Genomic DNA, 17115 nt, shown 5'->3' on the forward strand with positions numbered 1-17115 from the left:
ATCGCCCTGCTTGGCGACGCTCCAAGTTGTACATACAACTTTGCCTTTTCAGGGGTATCGCCAGCAATCCGTGTTTATCTCTAATTGTCGGACGATTAGGGTCGCTGACCGGGAATTTCCTTATATTTCAATTAATTATGGATTACACGATGCTGAATTCCGGCTTTCTCGATGCGTACGCGAGCGGCCGGACGGCATGCGTCACTTGTCTAGACCTCACGGGTCGCGCCGACCGTTTCCAGCCCGACCAGCCGGTAGCCGAACTGCAGTTCCGTCAGCAGGTGCCGTGGCCTCGCCGGCACGGGTTCGAGCTTCTGCCGCAGGTTCGTCATATACACGCGCACGTAGTGCGCGCGATCCGCGTCGTGAATGCCCCACACCTCGGCCAGCAGTTGCCGCGCGGCGACCACGCCGCCGCGCGCGCGGATCAGCGCGGCAAGCAGCCGGAATTCGAGGCGCGTCAGGTGGACGGGCTCGCCGCCGCGCACGACTTCATGCCGGCCGAGATCGACGGTCACGTCGCCGAACCGCACGATCGACGACGCTTGCCCGTCGGCAGACACGAACGCCGCGCGCCGCAACAGCGCGCGCGCCCGCGCAAGCAGTTCGGGCACGCCGAACGGCTTCGCGAGGTAATCGTCCGCGCCCGCGTCGAGCGCCGCGACCTTCTCCACTTCCTGCTGCCGCGCCGACAGCACGATCACGGGCACCGTCGACCACTCGCGCAGTTCGCGGATGAACGCCTTGCCATCGTCGTCCGGCAGCCCGAGATCGACGATCACGAGATCGGGCTTGCTGCTCGACGCATACATCCGCGCCTCGCGGGCCGTCGACGCCTCGCACGTGTCGAGCCCTTCCTGTTCCAGCGCCATCCGGACGAAACGGCGGATGTCGGATTCGTCTTCGACGATAAGTACGCGCGATCTGATCATGCTCGGCTCTCGTGTTCGATGTCGGGCGGCGCGCCCAATGGCAGGCGAATCTCGAACCGCGCGCCGTGCGGATCGAGCGGCACCGCGCGGATCGAACCGCCGTGCGCGTTGACGATGCTGCGGCACAGTGCAAGCCCGAGCCCCACGCCGCTGATCGACGATTCCTTGCGTTCGCGCTCGAACGGTTCGAACAGCGGCTCGGTGTTGCGCGCGACGAAGCCGGGCCCGTCGTCCTCGACGAACACGTACAGCGTCTCGCCGAACACGCGTGCGCGCACCGACACGGCCGCGTCCTCGCCCGCGTACTTCGCGGCGTTGTCGAGCAGGTTCATCAGCACGCGCTCGATCAGCAGCGCGTCGACGTCGATCAGCGGCAGGTCGGCGGGCAAGTCGGCACTCACGTCGCGGCCGGCCAGCACACCGGCCGAATGCGCGAGCGCGCTGCCGACGATCTCGTCGAGCATGTGCCACTCGCGATTGAGCCGCACGCCTTCGCTCTGCATCCGCGCAAGGTCGAGCAGGTTCACGACGAGCCCGTGCAGCGCCTCGGCCTGGTTGCGAATGCCGTGCGCGAGCGCCGCCGGTTGCCCGTCCGCCAGACGCTCGGGCCGCTCCAGGGTTTCGGCAAGCCCGCGGATCGCGGTCAGCGGCGTCTTCAGGTCGTGCGACACGGCGGCCAGCAGCGCGTTGCGCAGTCGCTCGCCTTCGATCCGGACGAGCGTGTGCTGCGCGACGCCGACGTAGTGCACGCGCTCGAGCGCCATCGCGATCGACGAGCACAGCGCGTCGATCAGGCGGCGATCGTCGGGGTCCGTGGGCACCGGCTGCGCGTCGCCGAACAGCACGAGCACGCCGCGCACGCGCATCGGCGCCTTCAGCGGCAGGTATTGCGCGGCCGCGCGCTCGAACGGCGCCATCCCGGACCCGGCGCCGCGCGCATGCTCGTATGTCCAGTGTGCGATCGGCGTTTCCACGAACCCTGCGTGTTGCGTCGGCATCAGCCGGTCGTTCTCATCGGGTAGCACGAGCGCGACGCGCACGCCGAGCAGCGGCGCAATCGTGCCGGTGCAGATCGACGCGATCTGCTCGGTCTCGATCGCGGCCGACAGATCGTGCGCGACACGCGCGAGCGCGGCCGAGCGTTTCTCGTTCGCACGCGCGGCGCGCGCCTCGGCGCGCAGGCGCGCCGCAAGCTGGCCGATCGCGAGCGCGACGGCCAGCATCAACGCGAACGTGAACACGTATTGCGTATCGGACACCGCGAACGACAGCCGCGGCTCGACGAAGAAAAAGTCGAAGCAGCCGACACAGACGAACGCGGCCCACGCGCCGGCCAGCCTGCCGAGCCGCAACGCGATCAGCACGACGGTCATCAGGAACAGCATCACGACGTTCGACAGGTCGAACACGCGCAGCAGCGCGCTCGCCGCGAGCGTTGCGAGCGCGCAAACGAGCGTGGCCCACAGCAGCGGCGCCGCGTACTGCGATACCCATACGTGCGTGCGCGGGTGCGCTTCCCGCACCGCGAGCCCCGGCCGCGTGTCGGGCCCGGCGCCCGCGATGCGCTCGGCGATGCCCGCGCACGCGCGCAGCACGCGCCGCCAGCGGTCGCGGCCTGACGCGGTTTCCAGCGGCACCCTCGCCCGTCGATTCGCTTCGTTCACGTTCGCATTCACATCCATGATCGCTTCCGGCAATTGAAACGCCGAACGGCCCCGCGCACGCCGCGCGGGCGTGAGCGGGGCCGCGACGGCGCGTTCGGTCAGATAAACGGCGTCAACAGCATGTCGATCAGCTTGATGCCGATGAACGGCGCGACGATCCCGCCCACGCCGTAGATCAGCAGGTTGCGCCCCAGCAGCTTCCCGGCGGGCTCAGCGCGATACTTCACGCCCTTCAGCGCGAGCGGAATCAGCGCGACGATGATCAGCGCATTGAAGATCACCGCCGACAGGATCGCCGACGTCGGGCTGTGCAGCCCCATCACGTTCAGCGCGCCGAGCGCCGGATACGTCGCGACGAACGCGGCCGGGATGATCGCGAAATACTTCGCGAGATCGTTGGCGACGCTGAACGTGGTCAGCGCGCCGCGCGTCATGATCATCTGCTTGCCGACTTCGACCACCTGCATCAGCTTCGTCGGGTTGCTGTCGAGGTCGACCATGTTGGCCGCTTCCTTCGCCGCCTGCGTGCCGCTGTGCATCGCGACGGCCACGTCGGCCTGCGCCAGCGCGGGTGCGTCGTTGGTGCCGTCGCCCGTCATCGCGACGAGATGGCCCTTCGCCTGGTGCTCGCGGATCAGCCGCAGCTTGTCTTCGGGCGTCGCTTCGGCCAGGTAGTCGTCGACGCCGGCTTCCGCCGCGATCGCGGCCGCGGTCAGCCGGTTGTCGCCGGTGATCATCACCGTCTTCACGCCGACCTTGCGCAGCTCGGCGAAGCGCGCGGCGATCCCGTGCTTGACGATGTCCTTCAGCTCGATCGTGCCGAGCACGCGCAAGCCGTCGGCGACGACGAGCGGCGTGCCGCCGCGCCGCGCGATGTCGTTGACGGCCGTCTCGACCGCCTGCGGAAACGCGCCGCCGAGCGCATCGACGTGCGCGCGGATCGCGGACGCCGCACCCTTGCGCACCTGCCGTTCGCCGATATCGAGGCCGCTCATCCGCGTGCGTGCGCTGAACGGCACCGCGATGCTGCCGTCGATTGCCGCCATCTCCAGCGAGAAACGCTGTTTCGCGAGCGCGACGATCGAGCGCCCTTCGGGCGTCTCGTCGGCGAGCGACGACAGTTGCGCGGCCTCGGCCAGCGCGCGCTCGTCCACGCCGGGCGCCGGCCGGAACTGCACGGCCTCGCGGTTGCCGAGCGTGATCGTGCCGGTCTTGTCGAGCAGCAGCACGTCGACGTCGCCGGCCGCCTCGATCGCGCGGCCCGACGTCGCGAGCACGTTCGCACGCATCATGCGGCTCATCCCGGCGATGCCGATCGCCGACAGCAACGCGCCGATCGTCGTCGGGATCAAGCAAACGAGCAGCGCGATCAGTACGGTCAGGCTCACGGCCGCGCCCGACGCGTTCAGCAGCACGCTGAATTGCGAGAACGGCAACAGCGTCACGCACACGAGCAGGAAGATGATTGTCAGCGCAACGAGCAGGATCGTCAGCGCGATCTCGTTCGGTGTCTTGCCGCGTTTCGCGCCTTCGACCATCGCGATCATCCGGTCGAGAAACGCTTCGCCGGGTTGCGCGGTGATCCTGACGACGATCCAGTCGGACAGCACGCGCGTGCCGCCCGTCACCGACGAGAAATCGCCGCCCGATTCGCGGATCACCGACGCGGATTCGCCGGTGATCGCCGATTCGTCGACCGACGCGACGCCGTCGATCACTTCGCCGTCGGCCGGAATCGTGTCGCCGGCCTCGACGAGCACGATGCTGCCGGCGGCAAGCTCGTCGCTCGGCACGCGATGGCTGGTGCTGCCGTATTGCTTCGGCTCGTCGAGCACCTTCGCGTACACGCGCTTGCGCGCCGCCCGCAGCGCATCGGCCTGCGCCTTGCCGCGCCCTTCGGCCAGCGCCTCGGCCGCGTTCGCGAACAGCACGGTGAACCACAGCCAGCACGCGACCGCGAAGATGAAGCCGGCCGGCGCGTCGGCGGTGCCGGTCAGCGCCTGCAGCCACAGCGCGGTCGTGACGATGCTGCCGAGATAGACGACGAACATCACCGGGTTTTTCAACTGCACCTGCGGTGCGAGCTTGCGGAACGCCTCGCGCAGCACGGCCGTCCAGCGCATCGGCGGCACGCCGCCGATCGGCATGGCCGCGTGGTTGATCGGGGTTTCGAAATGGGACATGAGTGACTCCGTTATTTCTGCGCTTGCCGCGCGCCGGCCGCGTGGCCGAATGCGCGGTCGAGCGCGAGATTCAGGTCGAGCACGCGCACGCGCGGTTCGCCGAGCACGCCGAGCTGGCGCGGCGATGCGATACGGTCGACCAGGGCCGCGACCTGCGCGGCATCGACGCCGCGCGCCCGCGCGACCCGCGCCGCCTGCAGCCGCGCGTTCGCGACCGAGATCTCCGGATCGAGCCCCGACGCGGACGCGGTAACGGCATCCGCCGGTACCGGCGCGCCGTCGGCGAGCGCGTTCTCCTGCCGGTACGCACGCACGCGCTGCGCGATATCGGCCAGCAGCTTCTTGCTCGTCGCGCCCTGGTTGCTCGCGCCGCTGCCGGCCGCGTTGTATGGCTGGTCGATCGTCTTCGACGGATCGGCCGGATCGGTACCGACCGTCGCACTCGGACGCGCATGGAAGTAACCGGCGAGCGTGAACTGCTGCCCGATCACCGCCGAGCCGACCGTCGCGCCGTTGCGCTCGACGAGACTGCCGCGCGCCTGCGCCGGGAACAGCACGTTCGCGACGCCCGTGGTGAGCAGCGGATACGCGATGCCCGTGACGAGCATGAACAGCACCGACGATGCGATCACCGGCCGCACGAGGCCGCGCGTCGCCGCGCCGAACGAAGAACCGGGTGCCGGCGCGGCGACGGCTGCTGCCTGGCGATTGCGTTGCATCATGATGTTTTCCTCAGAACAGTTGGCCGCCCGACATCAGCAGGTGTTCGACGACCGGGCCGAGCGCGAGCGCGGGCAGGAACGTGAGACCGCCGACGACGAGGATCACGAAGATCAGCAGGCCGGCGAACAGGCCGGTCGACGTCGACAGCGTGCCCGCGCTTTCCGGCACGCTCTTCTTCGCGGCGAGGCTGCCCGCGACCGCGAGCATCGGCAGCAGCGTCAGGTAGCGGCCGATCAGCATCGCAAAGCCGATCGTCGTGTTGAAGAACGGCGTGTTCGCGTTCAGGCCCGCGAACGCGGAGCCGTTGTTGGCCGTGCCCGACGTGTACGCGTACAGCACTTCGCTGAAGCCGTGCGGCCCGAGGTTCGCGAGGCTGTCCATCGTCGAATGCAGCATCGCGGCCAGCGCGGTGAAGCCGAGGATGCTGAACGGATGCGCGAGCACCGCGAGCATCACGAGCTTCATCTCGCGCGCCTCGATCTTCTTGCCGAGAAACTCCGGCGTGCGGCCGATCATCATCCCGACGAGGAACACCGTGAGGATGGCGAACGTGAACAGGTTGATCAGCCCGACGCCGTCGCCACCGAACACGTTGTTCAGCATCATCTGCGCGATCGGCACGAGCCCGCCGAGCGGCGTCAGCGAGTCGTGCATCGCGTCGACCGAACCGGTGGTCGCGGCCGTCGTGACGGTTGCGAACAGGCTCGTCTGCGCGATGCCGAAGCGCATCTCCTTGCCTTCCATGTTGCCGCCCGGCTGCACGGCGCTCATCTGCTGGTCGACGCCGAGCCCGGCGAGCAGCGGATTGCCGTGCTGCTCGGCCTGGTAGATCACGGCCAGGAAACCGACGAACATCACGACGAATGCGCCAAGGATCACCCAGCCCTGGCGGCGCCGGCCGATCATCGTGCCGAGCGTATAGGTCAGCGCGGACGGGATCAGCAGCATCGACAGCATGTGCAGCGTGTTGGTGAGTGGCGTCGGGTTCTCGAACGGATGCGCGGCGTTCATGCTGAAGAAGCCGCCGCCGTTCGTGCCGATGTGCTTGATCGATTCGAGGCTCGCAACGGGCCCCATCACGATCTGCTGGCGCGCGCCTTCGAGCGTGGTCGCCCACGCGTCGGACGCGAGCGTCTGCGGCATGCCCTGCCACACGTACACGAGCGCCATCGCGAAGCTGAGCGGCAGCAGCACGCGATAGGTCACGCGCGTGAAATCGACCCAGTAGTTGCCGATGTCGGCCGCGCTCTTGCGGCTCAGCCCGCGGATGAAGCCGCCCGCGGCCGCGATGCCGGTCGCGGCGCTGACGACCATCAGGAACGTGATGACGGCCATCTGCGAGAAGTTCGACAGGCTGCTCTCGCCCGCATACGCCTGCCAGTTCGTGTTCGTGATGAACGACGCGGCCGTGTTGAACGCGAGGTCGGGGCTTTGCGCGGCGCGCTGCAGCGCATCGAACGGCAGCGCGTCCTGGATGCGCAGCAGCAGATAGCCGAGCAGCATCATCCCGGCATTGCTGAGCAGCAGCACCATCCCGTAGCGCTGCCACGACATCGCTTCGTCGGGATTCACGCCGAGCAGCGCATAGGTGCGGCGTTCGGCCCACGCGTGGCGCGGGCTCGTGAAGGCGTGCGCCAGCCATTTCCCGACGACGGGCACCAGCGCCAGCATGATCGCGAGAACGATCGCGAATTGAATGAGATTGTTGAACATGTCGACGCTCGCTCAGATCCGGTCGAGGCCGGTGATGAAACCGGCCGTCAATGCAAAAAACGCAAGCGTGAAAACTACGAAAAGCAGATCGCTCATGACATTCACCGATATTGTCGAATTCCTGTTGAATCGCACCGATCAATACCGCTCGGGCTTGATCAGCGCATGAAACAGATAGATAAAGAGCGCGATCGATAACGCGCCGGTGATCCACAACATGGCTTTCCCCTTGGTTCGTATGCGCGGAACCTCCACGCGATCGTCGGCATTCCGGGCCTTGCCGTGTCGGCGCGGGCCCGGATGACGCCCCCATGCTCATCTGGCGAATGGGATGCGACAGTGTAGAAATCCGCGTATCAAAGCGGTGTTCAATTTCCTTACGGAGAATAAAAAAGCTGTAAAGAAGAAAGCCGGCGGGCGTGGTGTTTTTTATGCGTTCTTTTCAGCGCCGGTGCGAGTCTATACACCGTATCGTCACGGCGATTCCTAGAATGGGCGCCATGTCCAACACGAGATCTCCACGGTGCGGAGCACGAAGCGACCCGGGGATGAACGCATGAAACCGACCAGAACCGAATCCGCTGCTTCACGCGATCTGCCGCCCGCTCGTTCGCGGCGCCGGTGCCCTGCGGACGACCTCGTGCTGCTGTCGATCCGCGTCGAGTCGGACAATCTCGCTGTCGTGCGGCGCCGGCTGCATCAGGCTGTCGGCGCCGCGCTCAATTTCTATACGGCCGCGATCGACAAGCGCACCGGGCGCGCATGCATCGAGCTCGAAGTCGCGCGGTCGCAGGCGTCGCCGGCGATCATGGCAATCCTCCGCCTGCTGCCAGCCGCCGAGTTCGGCACGATCCGCCTGTTGCAGCACTAGCCGGCGTTCGCCGCGGCCACGCGCAACGCGCGGCACGCTCCCCTTTCATCGATTCGAACGCACGCATCCGGCACGAACGCGCGCGGTTCTTCGCGAACCGTGCCCGTTCACGGCCGGCGCGCGCGACGGATCGTCGTTCCCGTCGTTACGGGCCTTTCCAGGAAGCACATCCAATGAAAAAAGCAGTCGTCGGTACCCTCTCCCTCGCATTCTTCGGCGCCGCCGCGCATGCACAAAGCAGCGTCACGCTCTACGGGATGCTGGACGCGGGTATCGCCTATACGAACAACCAGTCGGGCAAGAGCGTATGGCAGCAAGGCAGCGGCCTGCTGTCGAATACGGTGTTCGGCCTGAGCGGAAACGAGGATCTCGGCGGCGGCCTGCATGCGCTGTTCCGCCTCGAGAACGGCTTCAACCTGAACAACGGCACGCAGTCCTACCGGAACACGATGTTCGGGCGCCGCGCATACGTCGGCCTGCAGAGCGACCAATACGGCGCGCTGACGCTCGGCCGCCAGTACGACTCCGTCGTCGACTATCTCGGCCCGCTCGCGATGGCGAACAACGGCGACGGCAACAACCTCGCGTCGCATCCGTTCGACAACGACAACATCGACGATTCGTTCTACATCGACAACGCGGTGAAATACACGAGCCCGACGCTCGCCGGCTGGCAGTTCGGCGGCCTGTACGGCTTCAGCAACGCGGCTGGCGGCTTCGCGAACAACCGCGCGTACAGCGCGGGCGTGTCGTATGCGAACGGACCGGTCAACTTCGGCGCCGCGTACCTGCAGCTCAATCGCGGCGGGCTGACGGCCGGCGGCGCACTGTCGACGAACGACGGGCCGAACTTCCCGGCCGTGCGCCAGCGCGTGATGGGCGCCGGCGGCAGCTATGCATTCGACCGGCTGACGGTCGGCGCGCTGTGGACGCATTCGATGTTCGACGAAACGGCCGCGTCGTCGCTGCCCGGCGCGCTGAACGCGCTGCGGTTCGACAACTACGAGGTCAACGCGCGCTATGCGCTGACGCCGGCAGTCTCGTTCGCGGGCGCCTATACGTTCACCAACGGCCGCTACGACGACGCAGCCGGCAGCCACCGGCCGAAATGGCACCAGGTGACGCTGATGGCCGACTACGCGCTGAGCAAGCGCACCGACGTGTATGCGGAAACCGTGTACCAGCACCAGTTCGGCGTGCCGTCGGGCGCGGCGCTCGGGTTCGCGAACGTCACGGGGCTCGCGGCTTCGTCGACGAACACGCAGGTGGTCGCGACGGTCGGCCTCCGGCATCGGTTCTGACCGCGCACCGGCCATCGACGGCCGGCCGCTCTGTGCAATCCCGCATGGACGCGCGCCGGCCGTACAGGGATCATTCGGGGAATCCGGGCCCGCGCGCCCGCGAAACCGGTACACTCGGCGCCGGGCGCGCGCCGGATCGGCATTCGGCGGCGGGCCGCTGCCGACTCTCGAATCGTGATCCCATGACCACACCGATCTATCAGGAAATCAAGGACTTCATCCTCGCGCGCATTCATGCCGGCGAGTGGGCGGAAGGCGACCAGGTGCCGTCGGAGAACGAGCTCGCGCGTGAATTCAACGTCGCGCGGATGACCGTCAACCGCGCGCTGCGCGAGCTGACGGCCGAACAGGTGCTCACGCGCACGCGCGGCTCGGGCACGTATGTCGCGTCGCCGAAGTACGAATCGACGCTCGTTGCGATTCGCAGCATCTCGGACGAAGTCGCCGCGCGCGGCCACGGCTATCGCGCGCAGGTGCTGCAGGTCGGCGCGGCCGTTGCCGATGCGAAACTCGCCGACGAACTGCAGCTCGATACCGGCAGCCCGATCTTCCATTCGCGCGTGCTGCACTTCGAGAACGACACGCCCGTGCAGCTCGAGGAACGCTGGGTCAATCCGGCCTGCGCGCCCGAATATGCATTGCAGGACTTCACGACGACGACGCCGAACCAGTACCTGACGCGTGTCGCACCGTTGCAGCGCGTCGAATACCGGATCGAAGCAGCGATGCCCGACGCCGAAACGCGCCGCCATCTGACGATGGACGACCGCGAACCGTGCCTGCTGCTGCATCGGCGCACGTGGTCGCAAGGGTTGGTCGCGTCGGTGGCCAATCTGTGGCACCCGGGCAGCCGTTACCGGTTCACCGGACATTTCTGACGCGCGGCCTCACCGCGCGCCGGGGCGCCCCCATCGCTCGATCGCGCCGAGCGCCAGCTTCAAACCGTCCTCCTGCGCGATACGCGCGCCGAGTTCCGTTGCGCGCGCCTTCGTATCGCCGCGCTCGCCAAACGCAATCGCCCGCGCAAGCGCGGCGGCGTCCACGCGCCGCCCCGCGACCGGCGCATCCGCGACGCCGAGCCGCTGCAACCGGTTCGCCCAGAAGAACTGATCGCCCGCGAACGGCACGACGACCGACGGAATGCCGGCCCGCGCAGCCGAATGCGTGGTGCCCGATCCGCCGTGATGAATCGCCATCGATACGCGCTGAAACAGCCAGTCGTGCGGCGTGTCGCCGATCACGCGTACGTGCGCCGGCAGCAGCGACGCATCGATGCCGCTCCAGCCCGGATAGAACAGCGCGCGCCGGCCGTCGAGCGCACGCACCAGCGCGTCGGCCAGCGCGGCCCGGTCGAAGCCGGCCATGCTGCCGAAGCCGATGTACACCGGCGGTTCGCCCGAATCGAGAAAGGCCGAGAGTTCACGCAGCGGCGCCCATGCGCTTGCATCGATACGCCACTGGCCGCATGCGCGCACGTGAGACGGCCAGTCTGCCGGGCCGGACAGCAGCGCCGGCGACACGCCGTACAGCATCGGATGATCGGTCCACACCTGCTTGCGCGGCGGCAGCCCGCACACGCTTGCGCGCGCCGCGTTCGTCGCTTTCCTGAACGCCTGCCACAGCAGCGCATTGACGAACCGGTGGCTCGCGCGGTTCAGCCAGCGCGGCAGCTTGCCCGGCGGCAGGAACGGCGACGCGAATTCGGCGGTGGGCGTGATCGGGATCATGCCGGTGCCGATTGCCGGCACGCCGCGATACTCAGCGACCGACAACCCGACGAACGACGCGAGCCCCGACACGAGGATCGCGTCGCAACCGGCCGACGCGTCCGTGACTTCGCGCATCCACGCAGCCGTGTTCGCATTCGCGATTGCCGCGAGCGCCTTCGACGTGTCGTTGAAACCGCCGCGCCCGCGCACCGCGTCCGACAACGCACCGTCCGGTGCAATCGCGCGGCGGATATCGCCGGACAACGGCGCCGACGGCACGCCGAGCGCGTCAGCCGAACCGAGCGTCGCGGCATCGGCCAGCAGCCGGACCTCGTGGCCGGCATCCAGCAACGCGCGGCCGAGCGCCGCAAGCGGGCGCGTGTCGCCTTCGGTGCCGTAGGTGGCGATGACGAGCTTCATGCATGACTCCTCGTGTACGGCGGAAACGGTGGATTCAAAAAAGAGCACGTCGTATACTAATGCAATTCGTACACTTTCATTCGACACCGCCGCCATGCCGATTCCGACCGACGATCCGGGCCGCCGCGCGCGCAAGCGCATCCAGATGCTCGCGCATCTCGCCGCTACCGCCGCACGCCTGTTCGACGCGCACGGCTACGATGCCGTCACGATGGAACAGATCGCCGCGCAGGCCGATGTCGCGAAGCGCACGCTGTACAACCATTTTCCGACGAAGGAAGCCGTGCTCGCGCACTGGCTCGAAGGCGAGCTCGCGCGCGACCTCGCGCATCTGCAGCGCGACGTCGCGCGGCGCAAGACTTTCGCGTCGCGCATCGGCTGCGTGCTCGATGCATCCGCCACGTGGTGCGAGCAGCATCCGGTGTACCTGCTCGCCTATCTGCGGCATCGCTTCCTGAGCATCGGCACGGTCGAACCGGAAAGCGGCGGAGAGAATCGCAGCGATATCGCGCTGGTCTGGCAGCAACTGATCGCCGCGGGGCAGCAATCCGGTGAACTGAACGCAACGCTGCGGGCCGACCAGCTCGCGACGTGGTTCCATCACCTGTATCTCGCGGCGATGCTGCGCTGGCTGACCGTGCCGGGGCTGTCGCTGAAACGGGAGTTTCAGTCGGTCGCGAAGTTGTTTGTCGAAGGCGCGGAAGCGAAAAGCTGAGCGGCGCAAGGCGCCGGTCGGGCGCTCACAGGCTCACAGGCTCACAAGCGCCCGAGCACGACCGCGAGCAGCGAGCGCCCGAAACGGGCGACCGCCGCACCGCATGCGACAAACGCGCGCTTCATTTCTTCCGTGACGCTTTCGCTGCCGGCGCATCACGCTTCGCGGCATCGTTACCACCCGGCGGCCATTGCGTCTCGTCGAGCAGCCGGTCGAACAGCCGCGCGCGCTCGTCGGCCGACAGCGGACACAGCCCGAACATCGCCGATAGCGCGAGCCCCCAGGCCGCCTTCCATCGCAGCAGCGCAAGATCGGGATCGTCGGATTCGGCCGCGATGCGCTTCGCGTTCTCGCCGTCGATATCCCGAACCTGCTGCAGCGGCGCGGGATCCTCGACCAGCGCCGCCATGATCGCGAGCGCCGCCGACGGCTGCTGGTCGATCACCTCACGCATCGTCGCGATCTGCGCGGACAGCGTCGGCTGCGCTTCGCCCGGATCGCGCGCAGCCAGATAATCGCGCTGGAATCGTTGGTAGTAGTCCTGCTGATGTTCCATCAGCGCGTTCAGCACATCGCCTTTCGTGCGGAACTGATGCATCAGCCCGCCCTTGCTGATGCCGCTTTCGCGCGAGATCGCATCGAACGTGAGCTTGCCCGGACCGTCGCGCTCGAGGATCGCGAGCGCCGCCTGGATCGCGGCAGTGCGCGTTCGCTCGGAACGCGTCGGGTTATCCATGAACTTTCCCCGGTATGGAGTGATGCAACACGACCGCGCCGGACCGGCACGATCGTATGAAGGAAGTGCGCGGAGTCTATCACAAACAAACCGCCTGGTCTGTTTACATCCGGAAATGGCGGTGCTACGATCGGCTCCCGCATCGGCCCCGTCCGGATGACGGACCGCGTCGCGCACCGCATGGCGCGACGCGAGCACCGCCTGTGACGCGGCTGTCCGGCCGATGACCGCTGCCGGACGGCTTGCCGCTCCCGGAATTCATGCGGTTATTGCGCCTCAAAAACAAACCGTCTGGTTGGCTTTTTTCTGGAATCCCGAGCGGCGATGCCGCCCTGTTGCACCACCCTTCGCACCGGCCCTACTACCGGCACGAACCCTGACCCGGAGCATCAAATGAACCGATCGATCAAGCCCAGCCACCTGCTCAACGCCGCGCTTTGCGTCGCGCTTGCCGGATGCGCCGGCGTCCAGCCCACCCGTTACAGCGGCATCGAATCGTCGCCCTACCTGCGCAGCGATCCGCAGGACAAGTCCGGCCGCGTGCCCTACCGCTACGCGCTGCCGGCGGACTGGCACACGTACCGGAAGCTGATTCTCGACCCGGTGGCCGTCTATCGCGGCACCGACCATCAGTTCGGCGACCTGAGCGACCAGGACAAGTCGACGCTCGCGACGTACATGGGCGACACGTTCGCGAAGAAGCTTGGCAAGCGCTTCGAGCTGGCAAGCACGCCGGGCCCCGACACGCTGCGCGTGAAGCTGACGCTCACGGGCGCCGTGACGACGACGACGTTTGCCGGCGCATTCGCGCATTTCGATCTCGCGGGCAACGTGTACAACGGCGTGCAGGCGATCCGCGGCCGCGAAGGCGCATTCACGGGCTCGGTCATCTACGCGGTGGAGATCCGCGATGCCTCGACGAACCGGCTGATCAGCGCGTACGTGACGAAGCAGTATCCGAATGCGATGAACATCGGCGCGAGTTTCGGCGCACTCAGCGCGGCAAAAGCCGGCATCGACAAGGGCGCCGATGCACTCGTTGCGCAATTCGACTGACAACCTTCGGTGCGCGTTGGGGCGTTTCAAGCAGATGCTCGCGTGCTGGCCGCGAACGGCGATCGTCTGGATCGTTCCGCTCGCGGCCGCCGCGTTCTGTATCGCGTGGGGCGTCTCGTCGCTCGGCAGCCGCGGGCCGACGATCACGATCGCGTTCTCGTCAGCCGACGGGCTGGAAGCCGGCCGATCGACGCTGCGGCTGCGCAATGTCGAAATCGGTCGCGTCACGCGCGTTCGCGCGTTGCGCGGGCAACCCGGCGTGATGATCGATGTGCGACTGGACGCCAACGCGCAGGCACTGGCGGTTGCGGACACACGCTTCTGGATCGTGCGGCCGCGCATCGGGCCCGGTGGTCTCTCCGGTCTCGATTCGGTGCGGTCCGGTTCGTATATCGCGGCCGCACCCGGCAGTTCGCGCGAACCGCGCACGACGTTCACCGGGCTCGATGCACCGCCGGTCACCGAAGCCGGCGGCCGTCACTACACGCTGCGCGCGACGTCGCTCGGCTCGGTCGCGATCGGGTCGCCGGTCTATCACCGGCGCGCACGCGTCGGCCAGGTGGCCGGTTATACGCTCGATGCCGACGGCCACGGCGTATCGATCGACGTGTTCGTCGCCGCGCCGTTCGATCGATACGTCGATGTCGATGCGCGCTGGTGGCAGGCCGGCGGTCTCGGGCTGCGGCTCGACGCGGGCGGCATGAAGCTCGGCACGCCGTCGATCGCCGCGCTGCTCGCCGGTGCACTCGCGTTCGCCGCGCCGCCCGGACGCACCTCGAACGTCGCGGCGCCGGACGGTACGCGCTTTCGCGTGGCCGACGACGAAATCGACGCGATGCGCACGCCGAACGCGCCGGCCGCGCCGGTCGTGATGCGTTTCGACCGCTCGCTGCGCGGCCTCGATGTCGGCGCGCCGGTGGATTTCCGCGGCATCGAACTCGGCAACGTGACGGCGGTCGGCACCGAATACGACGCGGCACGCGGCGACGTCACGATGCGCGTGACGATCGCGCTCTACCCCGATCGCCTCGGGCAGCGCTATCGCGACGTGCTCGGCAACGGCGACACCGATGCCGGCAAGGCGCTGCTGCGCACGCTCGTCGCGCGCGGTTTGCGCGGCCAGTTGCGCGTCGGCAACCCGATCGCGAACCGCTCGTATGTCGCGCTCGACATGTTCCCGCACGCTCCGCCCGCGTCGGTCGATACGAATCGCCTGCCGATCGTGTTGCCGACCGTGCCCGGCACGCTCGACGTGCTGCGCGTACACCTTGCCGATCTCGCCGGAAACCTTTCCCGGTTGCCGCTCGACCGCATGGGCACGGATCTGAACGCAGCGCTCGTGCATACCGATGCGCTGTTCGCACAACTCGATACCGAACTCGCGCCGCATGCGCGCGATGCTCTGGGCACCGCACGACAGGCGTTCACGGCCGCGCAGACGATGCTTGCGCAACAGGGTATGGCCACATCGAACGTCCACCGCACGCTGACGCAATTCGCACGCACGTCGAGCGCACTGCGCGCATTGGCCGGCGATCTGGAACAGCATCCGGAGTGGTTGCTGCCGAATGCATCGGGCGTCACGCAACCGGCCGACACGCCGCATCCGGCAAGCGCATCGCGGTAAGCACGTCGCGCAGCGCATACGGGTTTTCACGACGAATGCACGCACCGCATGCCAAATTTCCCGCGCAGCAGTATGCTGGTGTCGTACGGTTGCGCACGGTGCATCGGGTAATCCCGCGATTCGCACGTTGTCGCGCCGCCGTCGCGACCGCAATCATGCGTTGCAAGGAGGGATTCGCGATGACCACCACGCATCAGCATTTCCACCTCGAACTACGAAACGCCACCGCGCCGACCTATTTCATCAGCTACCTGTTTCCCGCGTTGCTGTTCATTTACGAACTGCTGCGCGTCGGCCAATGGATCCGCGATCACGGGATGCAATTCGCCGCGTTCAAGCAGATGGGTTACGAGTATCTGCTGATGCTGCTGTTCGTCGGGCTGCAGATCGTCGTCGAGGCGATCTTCCTGCTCGGCGCCGCGATGCGCCGCGACAATCGCGACTTCGAGCACCGGCTGCCGAACGTGATCCTCGGCATCGCCTGCTCGATCGCGCTGCTCGCGATCGATCTCGCGATCCAGCTTTCGTTCTGACGGCCGGCGGGCACACGCCCGCCGCTTGCCCGGGCGCTCAGGCGCCCGCGTCGCGCAGGAACGTCGCCACGGCGGCCAGCACGTCGTCCGTGCGCTCGCGGTGCGGCATGTGCCCGCATCCGGCGAGCAACAGGAACGACGACGGCCCCGCGACGCGCGCGGCGATCCGCTTCGGATGCACGTCGGAGCCGTATTCGTCGTCTTCGCCGTGAATCGCGAGCGTCGCGCATTGCACGCGCGGCAAGTCGTCGTCGAGATTCCAGTCGCGAAACGCCGGCGACAGCCACGTATCGACCCACGCACGCAGCACCCATTCGGCCTTGTCGCCGTGATAACGCGCGAGCCGGTCGAGCTGGCCCGGCTCGTCGAACTGCAGCCCGGCGTCGCGTATGCCGGCCAGCGTGCGATCCTCGACGAACGCCTGCGCGGCGACCGTCACGAGCGCGCGGCAACGCTCCGGATGCGCGGCGGCGCAGCCGACCGCCATCCCGCCGCCGACGCTGTGCCCGAACGCGACGAACGCGTCGACGCCAAGTTGTTCGAGCACGGCATCGAATGCACGATCGGCCTCGTCGCGCACGAACGTCGTGCCGAGCTTCCCCGGATGACGATCCGAACGGCCGAAGCCGAGGCGGTCGTATGCGATCACGTCGCGTTGCGTCGCGCTCGCGAGCTGCGCGGGAAAATCGCGCCACAGGTCGACGCAGCCGAGCGAATCGTGCAGCAGCACGATGGGCGCGGCCGGCTCAGGCGCGGTCGATCTGGACGTGCCCGCCGCTTCTTGCGCCGGACGAGCGCGCCAGCGTTTCGCGAAGAGGCGCCCTTGCGGCGTCTCGACGGTTGTCTCCTCGGTCAGGCTATCGATCATTTGTCGGTTTTCAGCGTGAAAGCAGCCGCACGTCGGCGGCCGCATTGGATCCCGCATGTTGTCC

17 protein-coding genes are annotated in these 17115 nt (G+C 67.5%); 8 read left to right on the forward strand and 9 right to left on the reverse strand.

Annotation, left to right across the window (positions count from 1 at the left end; all coding sequences use genetic code 11):
• Positions 1–209 precede the first annotated feature (209 nt).
• The 5 genes from R9B84_RS30675 to kdpA all read right to left on the reverse strand — a co-directional run bounded on the left by R9B84_RS30675 (position 210) and on the right by kdpA (position 7215).
• The gene (locus R9B84_RS30675) at positions 210–932 is read right to left on the reverse strand and encodes a response regulator (RefSeq protein WP_423761211.1); all 723 of its coding nucleotides are present in this window, start codon (positions 930–932) and stop codon (positions 210–212) included.
• Entirely contained in the window at positions 929–2614 is a 1686-nt protein-coding gene (locus R9B84_RS30680; protein ID WP_423761212.1) for a DUF4118 domain-containing protein, read from the reverse strand. The genes R9B84_RS30675 and R9B84_RS30680 overlap by 4 nt, the downstream gene beginning before the upstream one ends.
• A gap of 80 nt (positions 2615–2694) precedes the next feature.
• Positions 2695–4743: a potassium-transporting ATPase subunit KdpB gene (gene kdpB, locus R9B84_RS30685; protein ID WP_423763517.1), complete on the reverse strand. Its 2049-nt coding sequence runs from the start codon at positions 4741–4743 to the stop codon at positions 2695–2697.
• A gap of 47 nt (positions 4744–4790) precedes the next feature.
• Entirely contained in the window at positions 4791–5501 is a 711-nt protein-coding gene (gene kdpC, locus R9B84_RS30690; RefSeq protein WP_423761213.1) for a potassium-transporting ATPase subunit KdpC, read from the reverse strand.
• A 10-nt stretch (positions 5502–5511) separates the two neighbouring features.
• The gene (kdpA, locus tag R9B84_RS30695; RefSeq protein WP_423761214.1) at positions 5512–7215 is read right to left on the reverse strand and encodes a potassium-transporting ATPase subunit KdpA; all 1704 of its coding nucleotides are present in this window, start codon (positions 7213–7215) and stop codon (positions 5512–5514) included.
• Here kdpA and R9B84_RS30700 point away from each other — a divergent pair.
• Positions 7214–7384 (forward strand): hypothetical protein, encoded by a 171-nt coding sequence (locus tag R9B84_RS30700; RefSeq protein ID WP_423763584.1) that lies wholly within the window; start codon positions 7214–7216, stop codon positions 7382–7384. The two genes, kdpA and R9B84_RS30700, sit on opposite strands and share 2 nt — an antisense overlap.
• Here R9B84_RS30700 and kdpF read toward each other — a convergent pair.
• The gene (gene kdpF / locus R9B84_RS30705) at positions 7354–7434 is read right to left on the reverse strand and encodes a K(+)-transporting ATPase subunit F (RefSeq protein WP_063778223.1); all 81 of its coding nucleotides are present in this window, start codon (positions 7432–7434) and stop codon (positions 7354–7356) included. The genes R9B84_RS30700 and kdpF overlap by 31 nt on opposite strands.
• A 337-nt stretch (positions 7435–7771) precedes the next feature.
• Between kdpF and R9B84_RS30710 the strand changes: the two genes are divergently transcribed.
• The 3 genes from R9B84_RS30710 (at position 7772) to hutC (ending at position 10265) form a co-directional block, all read left to right on the forward strand.
• Entirely contained in the window at positions 7772–8086 is a 315-nt protein-coding gene (locus tag R9B84_RS30710) for a hypothetical protein (protein WP_423761215.1), read from the forward strand.
• A 173-nt stretch (positions 8087–8259) separates the two neighbouring features.
• Positions 8260–9387, forward strand: coding sequence for a porin (locus R9B84_RS30715; protein WP_423761216.1), 1128 nt, complete (start codon positions 8260–8262; stop codon positions 9385–9387).
• A 182-nt stretch (positions 9388–9569) separates the two neighbouring features.
• Positions 9570–10265, forward strand: coding sequence for a histidine utilization repressor (gene hutC, locus R9B84_RS30720; RefSeq protein WP_011548284.1), 696 nt, complete (start codon positions 9570–9572; stop codon positions 10263–10265).
• Between the two features lie 9 nt (positions 10266–10274).
• On the opposite strand, the gene R9B84_RS30725 is transcribed toward hutC, so the two are convergent.
• Positions 10275–11516, reverse strand: coding sequence for a glycosyltransferase (locus R9B84_RS30725; RefSeq protein ID WP_423761217.1), 1242 nt, complete (start codon positions 11514–11516; stop codon positions 10275–10277).
• Between the two features lie 94 nt (positions 11517–11610).
• On the opposite strand from R9B84_RS30725, the gene R9B84_RS30730 reads away from it, so the two are divergent.
• Positions 11611–12231 (forward strand): TetR/AcrR family transcriptional regulator, encoded by a 621-nt coding sequence (locus R9B84_RS30730; RefSeq protein WP_423761218.1) that lies wholly within the window; start codon positions 11611–11613, stop codon positions 12229–12231.
• 121 nt (positions 12232–12352) lie between these two features.
• Here the strand turns inward: R9B84_RS30730 and R9B84_RS30735 are convergent, their stop codons facing one another.
• Positions 12353–12967, reverse strand: coding sequence for a TetR family transcriptional regulator (locus tag R9B84_RS30735; RefSeq protein ID WP_423761219.1), 615 nt, complete (start codon positions 12965–12967; stop codon positions 12353–12355).
• Positions 12968–13360: 393 nt separating this feature from the next.
• Between R9B84_RS30735 and R9B84_RS30740 the strand changes: the two genes are divergently transcribed.
• From R9B84_RS30740 to R9B84_RS30750, 3 genes are all read left to right on the forward strand, one after another.
• On the forward strand, positions 13361–14023 hold the full coding sequence (locus R9B84_RS30740; RefSeq protein WP_423761220.1) for a DUF3313 domain-containing protein: 663 nt from the start codon (positions 13361–13363) through the stop codon (positions 14021–14023).
• Entirely contained in the window at positions 14007–15650 is a 1644-nt protein-coding gene (locus R9B84_RS30745) for an intermembrane transport protein PqiB (protein ID WP_423761221.1), read from the forward strand. Before R9B84_RS30740 ends, R9B84_RS30745 begins: the two co-directional genes overlap by 17 nt.
• A 179-nt stretch (positions 15651–15829) precedes the next feature.
• Positions 15830–16183: a hypothetical protein gene (locus R9B84_RS30750; protein ID WP_423761222.1), complete on the forward strand. Its 354-nt coding sequence runs from the start codon at positions 15830–15832 to the stop codon at positions 16181–16183.
• 37 nt (positions 16184–16220) lie between these two features.
• Here R9B84_RS30750 and R9B84_RS30755 read toward each other — a convergent pair whose 3' ends face one another.
• Positions 16221–17051: an alpha/beta fold hydrolase gene (locus R9B84_RS30755; RefSeq protein ID WP_423761223.1), complete on the reverse strand. Its 831-nt coding sequence runs from the start codon at positions 17049–17051 to the stop codon at positions 16221–16223.
• Positions 17052–17115: the final 64 nt, after the last annotated feature.

This window comes from Burkholderia sp. NLJ2 (genome assembly GCF_049487195.1).
GTDB lineage: Bacteria > Pseudomonadota > Gammaproteobacteria > Burkholderiales > Burkholderiaceae > Burkholderia > Burkholderia pyrrocinia.

Bases quoted from the DNA above. Each gene is read 5' to 3' on its own strand.
- kdpB (WP_423763517.1), bottom strand. From the start codon at position 4,743: ATGCCGATCGGCGGCGTGCCGCCGATGCGCTGGACGGCCGTGCTGCGC.
- R9B84_RS30755 (WP_423761223.1), bottom strand. From the start codon at position 17,051: ATGATCGATAGCCTGACCGAGGAGACAACCGTCGAGACGCCGCAAGGG.
- R9B84_RS30725 (WP_423761217.1), bottom strand. From the start codon at position 11,516: ATGAAGCTCGTCATCGCCACCTACGGCACCGAAGGCGACACGCGCCCG.
- R9B84_RS30715 (WP_423761216.1), top strand. From the start codon at position 8,260: ATGAAAAAAGCAGTCGTCGGTACCCTCTCCCTCGCATTCTTCGGCGCC.
- R9B84_RS30710 (WP_423761215.1), top strand. From the start codon at position 7,772: ATGAAACCGACCAGAACCGAATCCGCTGCTTCACGCGATCTGCCGCCC.
- kdpC (WP_423761213.1), bottom strand. From the start codon at position 5,501: ATGATGCAACGCAATCGCCAGGCAGCAGCCGTCGCCGCGCCGGCACCC.
- R9B84_RS30735 (WP_423761219.1), bottom strand. From the start codon at position 12,967: ATGGATAACCCGACGCGTTCCGAGCGAACGCGCACTGCCGCGATCCAG.
- R9B84_RS30675 (WP_423761211.1), bottom strand. From the start codon at position 932: ATGATCAGATCGCGCGTACTTATCGTCGAAGACGAATCCGACATCCGC.
- kdpF (WP_063778223.1), bottom strand. From the start codon at position 7,434: ATGTTGTGGATCACCGGCGCGTTATCGATCGCGCTCTTTATCTATCTG.
- hutC (WP_011548284.1), top strand. From the start codon at position 9,570: ATGACCACACCGATCTATCAGGAAATCAAGGACTTCATCCTCGCGCGC.
- R9B84_RS30700 (WP_423763584.1), top strand. From the start codon at position 7,214: ATGTCGACGCTCGCTCAGATCCGGTCGAGGCCGGTGATGAAACCGGCC.
- R9B84_RS30740 (WP_423761220.1), top strand. From the start codon at position 13,361: ATGAACCGATCGATCAAGCCCAGCCACCTGCTCAACGCCGCGCTTTGC.
- R9B84_RS30680 (WP_423761212.1), bottom strand. From the start codon at position 2,614: ATGGATGTGAATGCGAACGTGAACGAAGCGAATCGACGGGCGAGGGTG.
- kdpA (WP_423761214.1), bottom strand. From the start codon at position 7,215: ATGTTCAACAATCTCATTCAATTCGCGATCGTTCTCGCGATCATGCTG.
- R9B84_RS30730 (WP_423761218.1), top strand. From the start codon at position 11,611: ATGCCGATTCCGACCGACGATCCGGGCCGCCGCGCGCGCAAGCGCATC.
- R9B84_RS30750 (WP_423761222.1), top strand. From the start codon at position 15,830: ATGACCACCACGCATCAGCATTTCCACCTCGAACTACGAAACGCCACC.